Raw genomic sequence first — 14,619 nt, 5'->3', positions numbered from 1 at the left:
TCCCCTAGACCGCTGCGGGCGTGTTGTCCTTCGGCGCCGGGGCGGCGCGTCCGGTGATGGCCAGGAAGGTGTCCTGGAGGGAGGCGTCGGGCGAGCCCGCGTGGCGGGCCTTGAGCGCGCGGGGGGTGTCGTCGGCGGCGACCCGGCCCTTGTCGATGATCACCAGCCGGTCGGAGAGCGCGTCGGCCTCGTCCAGGTAGTGGGTGGTGAGGACCACCGTCGTGCCGTACGTGTCCCGCAGGCGGCGCACCAGGTCCCACAGGTCGCTGCGGCCCCCCGGGTCGAGACCGGTCGTCGGCTCGTCGAGGAAGAGGACCTCCGGGCGGTGGGTGAGGCCCATCGCGATGTCCAGGCGCCGCCGCTGCCCGCCGGAGAGGGCGGAGCAGTCGCGGTCCAGGAAGCCGGTGAGGTCCAGTTCGTGGGCCAGCTCCTCGGCCCGCGCGGTCGCCTGGGCGCGGGTGAGGCGGTAGAGGCGGCCCTGGGTGACCAGCTCCTCGCGGACCGGGACGTGCGGGTCCACGCCGCCGGACTGGGCGACGTAGCCGATCTTCCGCCGCACGCCCGTGGGGTCGGTGAGCAGGTCGCAGCCGGCGACGGTGGCGGTGCCGCCGGTGGGGGCGAGGAGCGTGGTGAGCATCCGCAGGGTGGTGGTCTTGCCCGCGCCGTTGGGGCCCAGGAAGCCGAGGATCTCGCCCCGGCGGACGGTCAGGTCGATGCCGCGGACCGCCTCGACCGGGCCTGCCGCGGTCGTGAAGGTGCGGGCGAGGCCCGTGGTGCTGACGACCGCGGGCGGGACTTCGTTCGCTGTCATGGCTCCAGAAAAACAGAGACGGGCCAAATTTGCAATCACCCCAAAAATTAAGAGAGAGCAAGTTTCCAGTCGGTTCAAGGACGCTGCGTACGATGGCCGCATGGCTGAGGGACTGAGAGAGCGCAAGAAGCGGCAGACCAGGCAGTACATCTCCGACGTGGCCACCGGGCTGTTCCTGGACAAGGGCTTCGACGCGGTGACGATCGCCGAGATCGCCGCCGCCTGCGACGTCTCCGTCAACACCGTCTACAACTACTTCCCGGCCAAGGAGGACCTGTTCTTCGACCGCAGCGCGGGCGTCGTCGACCTCCTCGCCCGGTACGTCAGGGGGCGGGACCGGGGCGAGTCCGCGGCCGCCGCCGTCCTGCGCGAGCTGCGCTCCGAGGTGGAGGCCGTCTCGCCGCGGGTCGGCCTCATGGCGGGCTACGACCGCTTCCTGAAGGTCGTGCACGGCGCCCACACCCTGCGCTCCCGGCTCTGGTACATCCAGCAGGAGTCGCTGGAGAACCTCCAGCGGGCGCTGGTCGAGGAGACCGGGGCCGAGGACGACATGCCGGAGCTGGTCGCCGGACAGATCTGCTGGGTGCACTCGACGCTGATGGCGTGGATCGGCCGCGAGATGGTCAAGGGGCGCGCGCCCGCCGAGGTGTCGCGGGAGGCGCTGGGCCTCCTGGACGACATGGAGGGGCTGTTGAGCGCGCCGGTGCTCAACTACGCCGTGCGGGACGCGGCCTGACGCCCCGGGCCCCGCGCGCCGGCGCGTACCAGTGTGATGTCCGTCATCTGAGACGTGACGCGCATCTCTTCGCCGCCCCAGCGGCCCGATCCGGCGATAGCCTCCGCCACAGGACAACGAATACGCGCGTGCTCGCGGCAGTCGGCGCGGCAGTCAGAGGGAGTGTGCAGTGGCCAGGAAGCTCGCCGTCATCGGTGCCGGTCTCATGGGATCGGGCATCGCCCAGGTCTCGGCCCAGGCGGGCTGGGAGGTGGTCCTGCGCGATGTGACGGACGCGGCCCTGACCCGCGGCACGGACGGCATCAAGGCGTCGTACGACAAGTTCGTGAGCAAGGGCAGGCTGTCCGCCGAGGACGCCGGGGCCGCCCTCGGCCGGATCACCACGACCACCGACCTGGACGCCGTGGCGGACGTGGACATCGTCGTGGAGGCCGTGTTCGAGAAGCTGGAGATCAAGCACGAGATCTTCCGCACCCTCGACAAGCTGGTCCGCGAGGACACCGTGCTCGCCTCCAACACCTCCGCCATCCCGATCACCAAGATCGCGGCCGTGACGGAGCGCCCGGAGCGGGTCGTCGGCGCGCACTTCTTCTCGCCGGTGCCGATGATGCAGCTCTGCGAGCTGGTGCGCGGCTACAAGACGAGCGACGAGACCCTCGCGAAGACCCGCGAGTTCGCCGAGTCGGTCGGCAAGACCTGCATCGTCGTCAACCGCGACGTGGCCGGCTTCGTGACGACCCGTCTGATCTCCGCGCTCGTCGTCGAGGCCGCCAAGCTGTACGAGTCGGGCGTGGCCAGCGCCGAGGACATCGACCTCGCCTGCAAGCTGGGCTTCGGCCACGCGATGGGCCCGCTCGCCACCGCGGACCTCACCGGCGTCGACATCCTGCTGCACGCCACCGGCAACATCTACACCGAGTCGCAGGACGAGAAGTTCGCGCCGCCGGAGCTGATGCGGCGCATGGTCGACGCGGGCGACATCGGGCGCAAGAGCGGCCAGGGCTTCTACAAGCACTGAGCCGGTACGGGAGCGGAACCGTGTCATAACGGGCACGGTCTTCACCCCTGCGGGTGAATTCGGTATCGATTCGCTTACAGACGGCAACTTATCTGCCCGTACAGCAGTCAGTTGATGGAAAGAAAAAAGATGACGTAGACGTCACGGCGTCACGGACACGCACTCTCGGGGAGCGCACATGCACATCAGGGGCGATCACGTCGAGCTGGTCGTCGGGGGCCGCCTCGACGTCCGCAGCGCGGCGGACGCCCGTACGGTCCTGCACTCGGCCGTCGACGACGGCGCCGGCGACCTCGTGCTCGACCTGACCGAGCTGGACTCCTGGGACGCCGCCGGGCTCGGCGTCATCATGGGCGCCCACCGCAGAGCCGGCCGGTGCGGCCGGCGGCTGGTGCTGCGCGGAGTGCCCCCGCAGATGCAGCGGCTGCTCGTGGCGACCCGGCTGCACCGGATCCTGGCGATCGAGGGCGGACTCGCGGCGGACTCGCTGCCGCGGGTCTGAGACCCCTCCCGGCGGGGCCCGTCCCGCGCGCCCCGGCGAGGGCCGCCCGGCGGCGCAATCCTCACAGGACTGTGACGTGCCCGGCCCCCCGGGGCCCCGGACGTTCGTAGATAATGTGCGAAGGTCTAGGGTTCGGTCGCCTGCCGCTTGACGAGCCCACGCAATGGATGCACCCACGTCGGCGGGCACCGGACCAGAAGCGACAGCGAGCGTGCGAAAGGCCGGGAGGGGCAGTCAGCACGCAACGCATCTGGGGGGCTTTGACCATGTCTGAAGAGCGCGGTCAGGACAACATCCGCAACCACGACGAACGGGGCATACCGGACGGCGCGCGGGAGCGCGAACGCGCCCCGGTGCACCGCGACCCCGTCACCCGCGATCTCGCGCAGGGCGGGCCGCACTCGCTCGCCCGCACCGTCCAGTTCACGTCCGGGGACTTCCTGCTGACCGTCAACCCGGTCGACGGGAGCGAGATAGAGCCGTGCCCGCCGGGCGAGCGGCCCGCCGTGCCCGTGCGCCGTCCGGCCGTCGACCGCGCCGAACTCGCGCGCGCGGCCAAGCCGCCGGTGCCGCCGGGCGCCGCCGGGCCCGAACTGCCGCTCCTGGAGCGGCAGGAGGAGCGCGAGCGACTGGTGGGGCTGCTGTCGCGCGGGCGTTCCGTGCGGCTGGTCGGCTCGCCGGGCTCCGGCCGCACCGCACTGCTCGACGCGGTCGCCGAGGAGTGCGCGGAACTCGCACCGGACGGCGTCGTACGGCTGTCCGGGCACCGGCGCACCGCGGCGGAACTGCTGCACGACCTGTTCGCCGCCGTCTTCCGGGCCCCGCTGCACCGCCCCGACCGCGACGAACTGCTCGGCCGCGTCCACGAGATCGGCGCGGTCGTCGTCGTGGACGACCTGGAGATCGGCGCGGAAGGGCTGGAGGAACTGCTCCGGGCCACGCCCGAGTGCGCGTTCCTGTTCGCCGTCACACCCGAGACCGCCGCCGGCCTCCCGGCCGGCCGCCTCGAAGAGGTGCTGCTCGGCGGGCTCGGCCGGGGCTCCTCGCTGGAACTCCTGGAACTGGCCGTCGGCCGGCCGCTCACCGACGAGGAGGCCAACTGGGCGGGCGACCTCTGGTTCGAGTCGGAGGGGCTGCCGCTGCGCTTCGTGCAGGCCGGGGCACTGCTGCGGCAGCGCGACGCGCTGCGCGCCGGCCCCGGCGCCTTCGACGCGCACGAAGACGCCACCGGGACGCCGCAGGACGCGCCCCTCGACGCCGAGGACGGGCACGACGTACCGCTGCCCACCCTCGCCGAGGGCATCGCCCCCGTCGCCCCGCTGGCCGCCCGGCTCAGCGAGTCCGCCCGGGCCACGCTGCGCATCGCGCTGGCGCTCGGCGGCGAGGTCCCGCACCGGGCGCACCTGCCCGCACTGGTCGGCGACACCCACGCGGACGCCGCGCTGGGCGAGCTCGTCGCGTGCGGGCTGCTGTCCGTCTCCGGGGCGAACCACCGGCTGGCCGCCGGGACCGCCGTGCAGTTGGAGAACGCCGGGTACGGCGAGGACGCCGTCGAGCACGCGCTGACCGCCGCCCAGCACTACGCCTGGTGGGCCGGACACCCCTCGGTGACCGCGGAGCGCGTCAGCGCCGAGGCGGACGCCGTGCTGGCCGCGCTCTCCGCCCTGGTGCCGGGCACGGAGTCGGGGCACCCGAGCGCCGCCGTGCTGCTGGCCCGCACGGCCGCGCCCGCGTTCGCGGCGGGCATGCAGTGGGGGGCCTGGGAGCGTTCCCTGCGCACGGGCGCGGAGGCGTCCCGGATCGCCGGCGAGGTCGCCGAGGAGGCGTACTTCCACCACGAGCTGGGCATCCTCGCCCTCTGCACCGGTCAACTCGACCGTGCCCGCGCCGAGTTGGAGACCTCGGTCGGGCTGCGCGGCGCCCTCGCCGACCGCCGGGGCACGGTCGCCGCCCGGCGCGCCCTGGCGCTGGTCACCGACCGCAGCGGGGGAGCGGGACTGCCGCCGCTGGTGCTGTCCGCACCGGGCCCGGTGCCGGGGTCGGTGTCGGGCACGGCGTCGCGCTCACCCTTCGACAGCCCGTTCAACCCCTTCGAGTCCGACTACGACGGGTACGGCTCGCCCTCGGCCGGGGAGGAGATGCCCGCCGCCCGGTACGAGGAGTCCGCGTCGCCGCCCGCCGGGGTCACCGCTCCGCCGGCCGGAGCCGAACTCCCCGACACGCACGGGGCCGTGGTCATCCGCCGCAGCCCCTCCGCGGCGGGCTCCGGTGCGCCGAGCAGGCAGTCGATGCTCAGCGGCGCCCGGCGCAACCTGGTCGCGGCCGGGGCGGGCGCGCTGCTGGTCGCGGTGCTCGGCACCGTGGTCACCCTGGGCGCCACCGGGAACAAGGACGGCATCGGCGAGCGGGTGTCCCCGCAGCAGTCCGCCAACGAGGACTCCGGCCGGGGCGGCCTCGACGCCGACCGGGCCGACGGGACCTCGGGCAACGGCGCCACCGGTGGCGGCGGCGCGGGCGGTGGCGGCGTCAAGGGCCCCGCCGAGCCCGGCGTCCCCGCCGCCGACTCCACCAGCCGGGGCCGGGTCACCCCCGGTGCGACCAGCGACCCGGGACCGACCGGCAAGCCCGGTGGGAAGCCGGGCACCACCGCACCGCCGACCAGCGACAAGCCCACGGACCCGCCCACCAAGCCGACGGACCCGCCGACCAGGCCGACCGATCCGCCGACGAAACCGACGGACCCGCCGACCAAGCCGACCGATCCGCCCACCAAGCCGACGGACCCGCCGACCAAGCCGACCGATCCGCCGACCACCACGGACCCGGAACCGACGGACCCCAAGACGGACCCGCCGTCCTCGCCGGTGGAGCCCCCGCCCACGGACGACAAGCCCCCGGCCTCGTCGTCCGGCGGGAACTCGCCCTCGGGCACGATCGCCTAGCGGCCCGTACGCGCGCGAAGAGAAGAACGGCGGCGGCCCGCCTGGAGTCAGGCGGGCCGCCGCCGTTTCGTGCGTCGTGTCCGATCGAGGGGGCGCGGGCGGGACGGCCCGGGGGTCAGAACAGCCGCAGCTTGTCGTCCTCGATGCCGCGCATCGCGTTGTAGTCCAGGACCAGGCAGCGGATGCCGCGGTCGGTGGCCAGCACACGGGCCTGCGGCTTGATCTCCTGGGCGGCGAAGACGCCCGTCACCGGGGCCAAGTGCGGGTCGCGGTTGAGGAGTTCGAGGTAGCGGGTGAGCTGCTCGACGCCGTCGATGTCGCCGCGCCGCTTCAGCTCGACGGCCACCGTGGCGCCGTCGGCGTCCCGGCAGAGGATGTCGACCGGGCCGATCGCCGTCATGTACTCGCGGCGGATCAGCGTGTAGCCCTCGCCCAGGGTCTCGATGCGGTCCGCGAGGAGCTCCTGGAGGTGCGCTTCCACGCCGTCCTTGATGAGCCCCGGGTCGGTGCCCAGGACGTACGACGAATCGTGGAGGACTTCCTCCATCGTGATGATCAGTTTCTCGCCCGCTTTGTTGATCACCGTCCAGACACCGGCTTCGTCACCGGTGCCCTCCTTGAGGGTGCACGGCGGCGACATCCAGTTGAGCGGCTTGTACGCCCTGTCGTCCGCGTGAATGGAGACGCTGCCGTCCGCCTTCACCAGGATCAGACGGGGGGCGGAGGGCAGATGGGCGGTGAGCCTGCCCGCGTAGTCCACGGAGCAACGGGCGATGACGAGACGCATGGGGAGCAACGCTACTTCACGACACGGGGTGGGCGCGATTCGCCCTGTAAGGCACGCTTCGCAGAGCGCGGACGTGCTTCCCCCGGTGGCCGGTTGTGTGCGCAATCCCCTGTCGCGGCAAGGGTGCCGCGCTTACGGTGGAAGCAGGAGGTCGCCGTGCGTGCACGCTGCGTGGCCGCCTCCTGCCCTGCCCGGAAGACCCCGTCTCGGTGCGGGGTCGCGAGAGGAGAACCCATGTCGCTCGACGTCTCACCGGCACTGTTGGAACAGGCCGAGCGAGGCGAGGTCGACGAAGCCGACTTCGTCGACTGCGTCCGGACCTCCCTGCCTTTCGCGTGGGAGATGATCAGCTCGCTGGTGGCCCAGTTGAAGGTCGACGGCGGCCAGTTCGCCGACAACCAGACGCCGCCCCCCGACGAGCAGGCCCGCGGCCAGTTGCTGCGCGCCCTGGCGAGCGACGCGATCCGCGGATCGCTCGAACGCCACTTCGGAGTACGTCTCGCGTTCCAGAACTGTCACCGTGTCGCGGTGTTCCCGCTGGACTCCTCGGTCGACGAGCGGCTCGCCCGCTTCACCTCGATCCGCGGCCAGTTGCTCAACCAGTCGCCGGAACTGCGGGACTGCTGACGTGTGAGGCTGCCGCTCCCGTGTCGCGGGAGGTGTACTGACCCAGGGGCGGCAGCCCCCGGCCTTCGGCGCGAGGAGGACGAGGCGCAGAGGACGTACGAGGCGTACGACGAAAGATGAGCCACGAGGAGACGGGGGGTACGGGGGTACGAGCCCGGTCCCGCGCGTCCGGCAACCGGCGCGCCGCCGCCCCGCGCGAGCAGGTGCCGCACCCGTGTCTCACGCGAGCAGGTCCCGGACCTCGCCGCCCAGCCGCCTGACGTTCTGCTCCGTGCAGGCCAGGTCGCCCGACCCCTCGGTGAGCAGGGCGAAGCGGGTGATGCCGGTCCGCTCGGCGGTCGCCGCCAGCCGGTCCGCCGCCAACTGCGGCGTCCCCACCGGGTGCAGCTCGCACAGCTTCTCCGTGTACTCCACCGGATCGCGCATCGCGCGGTGCCGGCCGTCGACCGTGACATGGGCGTCGAGGCCCTGCTTCAGCCAGCCGGGCATCGACTTGGCGAGGATCTCGCGCGCGTCCGCCGTGCTGTCGGCGATCTGCGCGACGCCCGCCGAGACATGGCCCACGAGGGCGATCTCCTCGGCGCTGCGGCCCGCCTCGCGTGCGCACCGCCGCCACAGGGCGGTCATCTCCGCCTTGTCCTCGTCGCCGCAGTGCATGCCCAGCAGCATCGGCAGCCCGCGCTCGGCGGCCAGCCGCACGCTCCTGGGCGAGGTGCACGCGACGACGACCTCGGGTCCGGGCGCGCCCTCCAACTGCTCGTCCGGGCGCGGTACGACCGCCACTTCCCGGAACTTGTAACGCTCCCCGTCCGCCCCGACCCGCGGCTCGCGCAGCCAGCGCAGCACCAGGTCCAGCGCCTCCGGGAAGCCCTCCTCGTACGCCTTCAGCCCGCTGCCGAAGACCTCCAGGTCGACCCAGGGCCCGCCGCGCCCCACCCCGAGCGAGAACCGTCCGCCCGACGTCAGGTGCAGCAGGGCCGCCTGCTCCGCCACGTTGACCGGATGCGCGGTCGGCAGCACGGTCACCGCCGTGCCGACCCGCAGCCGGCGAGTGCGGCCGAGCATGAGCGCGGCCAGCGTCACCGCGGACGGGCACACCCCGTACGGAACGAAGTGGTGTTCGGCCAGCCAGACCGAGTCCAGCCCGGCCTCCTCCGCGACCTCGGCCGTCCGCACGGCCCGGTGCAGCGTCTCCCCCTGCCCCTGACCAGGGAACTGGGCCGCCAGTACAAAAGCTCCAATGTGCATCGCCCTCTGCCTCCTTCAGGCTCCGAAATCGGCGATCCCCCATCGGCATTAACGTCTGACAAGTGCCAAAGGCACGGGCCCGCGCAAAGTTCTTGTGATTTTCCGGTCGGCCGCGCGCCGGGAGTTCCGCGGTACCCACTTCAGTGGTACGCCTACCCCCGCCGGTTGGGCCTAGGCTGGAGGAAACCTGCCCGTACGGCCCCATGAGGTGCTACGTGTCCCCGCGCCGCAACCGCCCCCGAGGCGGCGAGTATCCGACCGCGAACAGCGGAGGCGCCGGTGGCTCACCGGACCGTTACGGACTCCAGCGCACGGAGACCTGGCAGGGCGAGGAGTGGCTGGTGCGCCAGGTGGCCGGGGCCAGTGCGCGGGGCAAGAGCTACCGCTGCCCCGGCTGCGACCAGGAGATCCCCTCCGGCGTTCCGCACGTGGTGGCCTGGCCCGACTACGGCGGCGTCGACGACCGCCGGCACTGGCACAAGGCCTGCTGGAACGCGAAGGACCGCCGCACCACGAAGGTGCAGCGGTCCCGGAACGCGCCCCGGCACTGAGCCGGCGCCACCCCGTCACGGCGTCGGCACGCCGGCGTGTCAGCACATCAGCACATCAGCACATCAGTGTTTCGCCCGTCAGACGTCCCGGCGGTCCTGCAGGAAGAACGCGAGCCCCAGGAAGAGCGCCGTCAGGCCGCCCATGATGCCCAGCGCCTCCCAGCCGCCCGGCGCGTCCTGGGCCATCGCCGTGCCGTAGAAGACGCCGAGCTGGCTGGGGATGGAGTACTCCAGCAGGAAGGTCTGGAGTCCGCCCAGCGGCGTCGCGGCCAGGAACAGGGCCAGCACCAGCGGCAGCAGCACGAAGCCGATCATCAGGGTGATCGAGCCCGCTGAGTGCCGCAGCAGCGCGCCGATCGCGAGCGCGAAGAGGCCGATCAGGGCGACGTACACGCTGACGCCCACCGTCGCCCACCCCCACATCGGGGCGGTGGTGCGACCGCCGAGGGTACCGACCAGGATCGCCGAGACGAGCGCGGTGGCGACCAGCGAGACGACGAAGGTCAGCGCCGCGAAGACGATCGCCTTCGCCGCCAGCACGCGCGCCCGGCTGGGGCAGGCGGTCAGGGTCGTACGGATCATGCCCGTGCCGTACTCGGAGGAGATCGTCATCACGCCGAGCGTCATCACCGGCATGATGCCGAGCAGCACCCCGACGAAGCCGAGGGCGATCGCCGATCCGCCCTCCGGCAGGTCGGACCGGGAGAGCGCGACGCCGATCAGCGTGCCGATGCCGAGGACCAGCGCGAGCATGACGCCGAAGCTCCACAGGGTGGAGCGCACGGAACGGATCTTCGTCCACTCCGAGGCGAGCGCGTCCATCAGGGTGGCCCGGCGCAGCGGCACGGGGGAGACGTAACCGGTCCGCTGCCCCTGCCCGTGCGGCTCGGGGGCGGCGACGCTTCCGTACTGCTGCGGGTGCGGGGTCGAGGGAGTCGTCATCGGGCGTCCTCGGGGGTGGTGTCGTCGCTCTTGCTGAGGCTCGGGGGCGTCGCCGGCGCGGCGGCCGGGGGAGTGGGCGCGGGCGCCTGGGCGGGCGGCACGGGCCGCGCGTACGGGTTCTGGTCCGGCGGTACGGGACCGGGGGCGCCCGGCGCCGGGCCCGGCACTCCCGGGTGCGGCACGCCCGGCTGCGGGGGCGGGGGCGCGTACCAGCCCTGCTGCGGAGCCTCCTGCGGCACGGCGGCCTGCGCGCCCGGGAGCACGCCCGGCAGCACGCCGTCCGCGCCCTGCTGCGTGGCGAAGCCCGCGAGCTGGTCGTCGGTGGACCGGTAGTCGACCGCCCCCTGCGTCATCCGCATGTACGCCTCCTCCAGCGAGGCCTGGTGCGGGGCGAGTTCCCATAGCCGTACGTCCGCCTCGTGCGCGAGATCGGCGATGCGCGGCAGCGCGAGACCCGTGACGCGCAGCGCCCCGTCCTGTTCCGGCAGGACGTGGCCGCCCGCCTCGGTGAGCACGCCGGTCAGCTTCTCCCGCTGGGCCGGATCGGTGTGCGGGGTGCGCACCCGGGCGAAACCGGCGGAGTTGGCGGCGATGAACTCCCTGACGCTCATGTCGGCGAGGAGCTGCCCGCGGCCGATCACGATGAGGTGCTCGGCGGTCAGCGCCATCTCGCTCATCAGGTGCGAGGAGACGAAGACGGTGCGGCCCTCGGAGGCCAGCATCTTCATCAGGTTGCGCACCCACAGGATGCCCTCCGGGTCGAGGCCGTTGACCGGCTCGTCGAAGAGCAGCACCTGCGGGTCGCCGAGCAGGGCGGCGGCGATGCCCAGACGCTGGCCCATGCCGAGCGAGAACCCCTTGGAACGCTTCTTGGCGACCTCCTGGAGGCCCACGACGCCCAGCACCTCGTCGACCCGGCTGGCCGGGATGCCAGAGAGCTGGGCCAGCGAGAGCAGGTGGTTGCGGGCGCTGCGGCCGCCGTGCACGGCCTTGGCGTCCAGCAGCGCGCCGACCTGGCGGGGAGCGTTGGGCAGGTCGCGGAAGGCGTGGCCGCCGATGGTGACACGGCCCGCGGTGGGACGGTCGAGGCCGAGGATCATGCGCATGGTGGTGGACTTGCCGGAGCCGTTGGGCCCCAGGAAGCCGGTGACGGTTCCCGGCCGCACCTGGAAGGAAAGGTTGTACACGGCTGTCTTCGCGCCGTAGCGCTTGGTCAGGCCGACTGCCTCGATCATTCTCCAGCCCCATCGACAGATTGTCGGGGCCACGATCACGCGCCTGGTCGTGTGCGGTGATCCGTCTTGCCCCCGTAAGCAGTAGGAGCTTAACCAGGGGTGGCCCGTTCCGGCCAAGAACGGGTGTTCGGAAGGGGAGGGCCGGATGCGGGAGAGCGGTGTTCACGCCGACGGGCAGCGGACCCGCGGCGCGGCGGCCCCGCTCACGCGTCCCGGTTCCGCAGCACCAGCCAGCCGCACAGCACCGCAAGCGCCGCCCAGGCCGCCATGATCGCGAAGCCGCCCCACGGTCCGTACGGTGCGACGTCGTTCTCCGGCGCCACCACCTGCATGATCTTGATGCCCGCCTGGTCGGGAAGGTACTGGGCGATCTTCCGGGTGGCCTCCACGCTGCCCAGGATCGGCGCGATCAGGAAGAAGACCGGCATCAGGATGCCCAGCGACAGCATCGGCGAGCGCAGGACCGTCGCCACGCCCATCGCGAAGACCGCGATCAGCGTCATGTAGAGCGCCGCGCCGATCACCGCCCGCAGCACTCCCGGATCGCCGAGCGACGCCTTGAACTCCCCGAGCGCCGCCTGCCCGACGAAAAACGTCACGAAGCTCGTCGCCAGCGCCACCACGAACGCCAGCAGCGTGGCAATTCCGATCTTGCTGAACAGGAAAGCGCCGCGCCGGGGCACCGCGGCCAGGGAGGTGCGGATCATTCCGGTGCTGTATTCGTTGCCGACGACCAGCACCCCGAAAACGATCATTGCGAGCTGGCCGAGACTCGTCCCCGCGAAACTCGTCAGCGTCGGATCGATGAACTGCCGCTCCTGCGCATTCATCTTCGAGAACTGGTCCTTGGACAACAGGCTGATCAGAAAGCCGAGTCCGACCGTGAACGCGAAGGCCGTCGTGAGTGTCCACACCGTGGAACGCACCGATTTGATCTTGGTCCATTCCGACGTCAATACCTGGGCGACCGCCATGTCAGTTCCCGCCTCCGGTCGATCCCCGGTCCTCGGAGGCCCCGGAGTCCGTCCGGGGCGCTCCCCAGCCCGGCCCGGACGCGGGCGAAGCCGGTTCCGTATGCGCGTGGTACTCGACCGAACCGGCCGTGAGCTGCATGAACGCCTCTTCCAGCGAAGCCTGTTGCGGACTGAGCTCATGGAGTACGAGCTGGTGCCGGGCGGCGAGCTCACCGAGCTGCTCCGACCCCGCCCCGTCGACCTCCAGCGTGCCGTTCCCGGCCGTCACCGCGGTGATCCCGGCCTGGTGCAGCACGTCCCGCAACCGCTCCTGCTGGGGGCTGCGCAGCCGTACGTACGACCGGGAATTGGTCCGGATGAAGTCGGCCATCGAGGTGTCCGCGAGCAGCCGGCCCTGCCCGATGACGACCAGGTGGTCGGCGGTCAGCGCCATCTCGCTCATCAGGTGCGAGGAGACGAAGACGGTGCGGCCCTGCGAGGCGAGGGACTTCATCAGGTTGCGGATCCAGTGGATGCCCTCGGGGTCGAGGCCGTTCACCGGCTCGTCGAACATCAGGATCTGCGGGTCCCCGAGCAGCGCGCCCGCAATGCCCAGACGCTGCCCCATGCCCAGCGAGAAACCCTTCGAGCGCTTCTTCGCGACGGCCGTCAGCCCGACCGTGTCCAGCACCTCGCCGACCCGGGAGGACGGGATGCCGTTGCTCTGCGCCAGGCACAGCAGGTGGTGGTACGCGCTCCTGCCGCCGTGCAGCGCCTTGGCGTCCAGCAGGGCCCCCACGTGCGTCAGCGGGTCCTTGAGGTCCGTGTAGCGCCTGCCGTCGATGCGGACGGCCCCGGCGGTGGGCCGGTCCAGGTCCAGCATCATGCGCATCGTGGTCGACTTGCCCGCCCCGTTGGGACCCAGGAACCCGGTGACGATGCCCGGGCGCACCTGGAAGGTGAGGTCGTCGACGGCCAGCTTCGGTCCGTACCGCTTCGACAGTCCCGTTACCTCAATCATGCGGACACGCTAAGGGCGTACGAAACCCCCCGCCACCGGAATGGTGACGGGGGGCACGGGGCGTACGAGAGTGACTAGCGGGACTGCTGGGCCGGGACGCCGCGGGAGATCGGCTCGTCGTCCACCGGGGCGCCGGCGGCGGCCACGGCCGCACCGGTCAGCGTCGCCAGCATCTCGCGGACGTTGGTGAGCTGGGCGTTGATCGAGTCGCGGCGGTTGGTGAGCGCCGCGAGCTCGCGCTCGGACTCGCTGCGGATCCGGTCGGCCTTGGCGTTGGCGTCGGCCACGATGTCCTCGGCCTGGCGCTGCGCCGTCTCCACCGTCTGACGGGCCCGGCGCTCGGCGTCCGTGCGCAGCTTCTCGGCCTCCAGACGGAGCTGCTCCGCCCGGTGCTCGATCTCCGCGAGACGCTTCTCCGCCTTCGCCTGACGCGAGGCCAGGTCGCGCTCGGACTGCTCGCGGCGCTTGGCCAGGTTGGTCTCGAAGTCGGCGGCGGCCTGGGCGGCCTTGGCGCGGGTCTCCTCGAAGAGGGCGTCGGCCTCCTCGCGCTTGGACTGCGCGTCCTTCTGCGCCTCGGTGCGCAGCTGGGTGGCGTCGCCCTTGGCCTTCTCGACGATGCGGACGCCCTCGTCCTCGGCCTTCGCCTTGCGCTCGGCCGCGAACGACTCGGCGTCGTTGCGCACCTGCTGGGCAGCCGACTCGGCCAGCTCGCGGTGCTGCTCGGCGGCGCGGCGGGCCTCCTCACGCAGGTCCTTCGCCTCCTCCTCGGCAAGACGCAGGATCTTCTCGACACGGGCGCCGAGGCCCGCGTACGACGGCTCGGCATCGTTGACCTGGGCCTGCGCGTTCTGCGTTTCGAGGTGGAGTTCCTCGATGCGCTTCTCCAACGAGGTGATCCGGGCGAGCGCGCTGTCGCGGTCGGCGAGCAGTTTGGCGATGCGGTCGTCCACCTGACCGCGGTCGTAACCTCGCCGCACCTGCTCGAAGCCGTAGGGGGAGGCGGATGTGTCGCTCATGAGGTTCCTGTCGAATGAGACCGGTGAGGTGATAGGGGAATCCTAGGGGCCATAGCGGCGTGTCATCGAGCCATTGCCGGTTTGATCTGGAGAATGACCCTCCTTTTGAGTGGCAACCCGTCCAGACGCTTGCCACTCGCACGGATGAACACACCGTCAAACCTGCCCGGAATCACGGCTCCCTCACAAGTGGCCCGTCGGTCACGGATGAGATTTCTCGAAACATCCGT

The 14,619-nt window shown here is 71.8% G+C and carries 14 protein-coding genes; 6 read left to right on the top strand and 8 right to left on the bottom strand.

What is annotated here, in order from left to right; translation table 11 throughout:
• Positions 1-4 precede the first annotated feature (4 nt).
• A complete protein-coding gene (locus tag ACIP93_RS05075) occupies positions 5-811 on the bottom strand; it encodes an ABC transporter ATP-binding protein (protein ID WP_401755859.1) in 807 nt (268 codons plus the stop codon).
• A gap of 100 nt (positions 812-911) precedes the next feature.
• Between ACIP93_RS05075 and ACIP93_RS05070 the strand changes: the two genes are divergently transcribed.
• The 4 genes from ACIP93_RS05070 to ACIP93_RS05055 all read left to right on the top strand — a co-directional run bounded on the left by ACIP93_RS05070 (position 912) and on the right by ACIP93_RS05055 (position 6,009).
• Positions 912-1,547 carry a TetR/AcrR family transcriptional regulator gene (locus ACIP93_RS05070; RefSeq protein WP_401755856.1) on the top strand — a complete coding sequence of 212 codons (636 nt, stop codon included), beginning with the start codon at positions 912-914 and terminating at the stop codon, positions 1,545-1,547.
• Positions 1,548-1,716: 169 nt separating this feature from the next.
• A complete protein-coding gene (locus ACIP93_RS05065) occupies positions 1,717-2,565 on the top strand; it encodes a 3-hydroxyacyl-CoA dehydrogenase family protein (protein WP_345228387.1) in 849 nt (282 codons plus the stop codon).
• 178 nt (positions 2,566-2,743) lie between these two features.
• Positions 2,744-3,067: an STAS domain-containing protein gene (locus tag ACIP93_RS05060; protein ID WP_345228386.1), complete on the top strand. Its 324-nt coding sequence runs from the start codon at positions 2,744-2,746 to the stop codon at positions 3,065-3,067.
• A gap of 266 nt (positions 3,068-3,333) precedes the next feature.
• A complete protein-coding gene (locus tag ACIP93_RS05055; RefSeq protein ID WP_401755851.1) occupies positions 3,334-6,009 on the top strand; it encodes an ATP-binding protein in 2,676 nt (891 codons plus the stop codon).
• A gap of 115 nt (positions 6,010-6,124) precedes the next feature.
• Here the strand turns inward: ACIP93_RS05055 and nucS are convergent, their stop codons facing one another.
• Positions 6,125-6,796 carry an endonuclease NucS gene (gene nucS, locus ACIP93_RS05050; protein ID WP_345228384.1) on the bottom strand — a complete coding sequence of 224 codons (672 nt, stop codon included), beginning with the start codon at positions 6,794-6,796 and terminating at the stop codon, positions 6,125-6,127.
• 234 nt (positions 6,797-7,030) lie between these two features.
• Between nucS and ACIP93_RS05045 the strand changes: the two genes are divergently transcribed.
• Complete coding sequence (locus tag ACIP93_RS05045; protein WP_345228383.1) at positions 7,031-7,423, top strand: SCO5389 family protein; 393 nt, start codon at positions 7,031-7,033, stop codon at positions 7,421-7,423.
• 219 nt (positions 7,424-7,642) lie between these two features.
• On the opposite strand, the gene ACIP93_RS05040 is transcribed toward ACIP93_RS05045, so the two are convergent.
• A complete protein-coding gene (locus tag ACIP93_RS05040) occupies positions 7,643-8,671 on the bottom strand; it encodes an LLM class flavin-dependent oxidoreductase (RefSeq protein WP_345228382.1) in 1,029 nt (342 codons plus the stop codon).
• Between the two features lie 215 nt (positions 8,672-8,886).
• Here ACIP93_RS05040 and ACIP93_RS05035 point away from each other — a divergent pair, with 215 nt between their 5' ends.
• A complete protein-coding gene (locus ACIP93_RS05035) occupies positions 8,887-9,222 on the top strand; it encodes an ATP/GTP-binding protein (protein ID WP_345228381.1) in 336 nt (111 codons plus the stop codon).
• 78 nt (positions 9,223-9,300) lie between these two features.
• Here the strand turns inward: ACIP93_RS05035 and ACIP93_RS05030 are convergent, their stop codons facing one another.
• The 5 genes from ACIP93_RS05030 to ACIP93_RS05010 all read right to left on the bottom strand — a co-directional run bounded on the left by ACIP93_RS05030 (position 9,301) and on the right by ACIP93_RS05010 (position 14,389).
• A complete protein-coding gene (locus tag ACIP93_RS05030) occupies positions 9,301-10,164 on the bottom strand; it encodes an ABC transporter permease subunit (protein ID WP_345228380.1) in 864 nt (287 codons plus the stop codon).
• Positions 10,161-11,399 carry an ABC transporter ATP-binding protein gene (locus ACIP93_RS05025; protein WP_401755844.1) on the bottom strand — a complete coding sequence of 413 codons (1,239 nt, stop codon included), beginning with the start codon at positions 11,397-11,399 and terminating at the stop codon, positions 10,161-10,163. The genes ACIP93_RS05030 and ACIP93_RS05025 overlap by 4 nt, the downstream gene beginning before the upstream one ends.
• A gap of 203 nt (positions 11,400-11,602) precedes the next feature.
• On the bottom strand, positions 11,603-12,373 hold the full coding sequence (locus ACIP93_RS05020) for an ABC transporter permease (RefSeq protein WP_401755841.1): 771 nt from the start codon (positions 12,371-12,373) through the stop codon (positions 11,603-11,605).
• 1 nt (position 12,374) lies between these two features.
• A complete protein-coding gene (locus ACIP93_RS05015) occupies positions 12,375-13,373 on the bottom strand; it encodes an ABC transporter ATP-binding protein (protein WP_401755838.1) in 999 nt (332 codons plus the stop codon).
• A gap of 74 nt (positions 13,374-13,447) precedes the next feature.
• Positions 13,448-14,389, bottom strand: coding sequence for a cellulose-binding protein (locus tag ACIP93_RS05010; protein WP_345228376.1), 942 nt, complete (start codon positions 14,387-14,389; stop codon positions 13,448-13,450).
• Positions 14,390-14,619: the final 230 nt, after the last annotated feature.

This window comes from Streptomyces sp. NPDC088745, from assembly GCF_044751045.1.
Classification (GTDB): Bacteria; Actinomycetota; Actinomycetes; order Streptomycetales; family Streptomycetaceae; genus Streptomyces; species Streptomyces cremeus.
Note: the sequence above shows the minus strand (reverse complement) of the source record. Positions and strands in the feature narration are given on the sequence as shown.